This is a genomic window from Streptomyces sp. 5K101, from assembly GCF_046506645.1.
Lineage (GTDB): Bacteria > Actinomycetota > Actinomycetes > Streptomycetales > Streptomycetaceae > Streptomyces.
Genome location: NZ_JBKFFO010000060.1, coordinates 1 through 1,531, shown reverse-complemented (window position 1 = coordinate 1,531; position 1,531 = coordinate 1). Strand labels below are relative to the sequence as shown.

At 68.6% G+C, this 1,531-nt stretch carries 1 pseudogene; it reads left to right on the top strand.

Annotated elements, in window-relative coordinates:
- Positions 1-1,493, top strand: a pseudogene (locus tag ACLB9X_RS34340) (ISL3 family transposase); the annotation flags it as partial.
- Positions 1,494-1,531: the final 38 nt, after the last annotated feature.

Below are 1,531 nucleotides of genomic sequence, written 5' to 3'. Positions count from 1 at the left end.
TCCCCGTTGGTCATCGAGGATGTGGTCGACGAGGGTGAGCGGATCGTGGTGCGGGCACGGACTCCGCAGGACACCGTGGCCTGCCCGGTGTGCGGGGCGTCGTCAGGACGCGTGCATGGCCATCACCTGCGGACGGTGGCCGACGTGCCGGTCGACGGGCGCCGGGTCGTGGTCCGTGTGCGGGTGCGGCGTCTGGTGTGTCCCACGCTCGGCTGCTGCCACACCTTCCGCGAACAGGTGCCCGGAGTCCTGGAGCGTTACCAGCGACGAACCGCCCGTTTGACCAGACAAGTCAAGGCCGTTGTCAAGGAGTTAGCGGGCCGGGCGGGCGCACGTTCGCTGGCGATACTCGCGGCGGGCCTGTCTCGTCACACGGCCCTGCGCACCCTGTTGCGCATCCCGTTGCCCACCGGGCGGGTGCCCCGCGTGATCGGCGTCGATGACTTCGCCCTGCGCCGGCGTCACCGCTATGCCACCGTGGTGATCGACGCCGAGACTCATGAGCGGATCGACGTGCTGCCCGACCGTACGGCCGGCACCCTGGAGGCGTGGCTGCGTGAGCATCCGGGCGTTGAGGTCGTGTGCCGTGACGGCTCGGCGACCTATGCTGAGGCCATCCGTCGCGCCCTGCCTGACGCGGTGCAGGTCGCGGACCGGTGGCATGTGTGGCACAACCTGTGCGAAGCCGCCCTGAACGAGGTGAAGGCGCACAGTACCTGCTGGGCCGCCGTGCTGGATGCGCCCCTGTACGACGGGCCCCGGGCACAGACCACCCTGGAACGCTGGCACCAGGTCCACAACCTGCTCGGCCAGGGCGTGGGCCTGCTCGAGTGCGCCCGCCGTCTGCAACTGGCCCTGAATACCGCCAAACGCTACGCCCGCGCCGATCGGCCCGAGCGCATGCTCCGCGTCCCCAAGTACCGCGCCAGCCTCGTCGATCCCTACCGTGAGCACCTGCGCAAACGCCGGGCCGAGGACCCTGCCGTCCCCGTCGCGCACCTCTTCGAAGAGATCAAAGCCCTCGGCTTCACGGGCTGCCTGAACCTCCTGCACAAGTACATCAACCAAGGCCGCGCAGACGCCGACCGCAGTCACATCTCCGCGCGCAGACTCGCCCGGATGATCCTCACCAGGCCCGACAACCTCAAAGCTGAACATCACGACCTCCTGGCCCGGCTCACCGCCGCCTGCCCCGAGATGACCCAACTTGCCGCCCGTATCGGGGATTTCTTGCCCAGCTACTGACCCCTCGCGCAGGAAATGCCGACGGGCTCTCGCACTGGATCGTCCAGGTCCGCGCAGTCGATCTGCCCCATCTGCACGCCTTCACCCGGGGCCTGGACCGAGACCACGACGCCGTGATCGCCGCGCTCACACTTCCGTACAGCAACCGCCCCACCGAGGGGGTCAACACCAAGACCAAGCGGATCGCGCGCCAGATGCACGGACGAGCAGGCTTCACCCTTCTTCGCCACCGCATCCTCCTCGGATAGCAGCACGCTCCGTCACCACCGAATGCGAGACAGGGCCG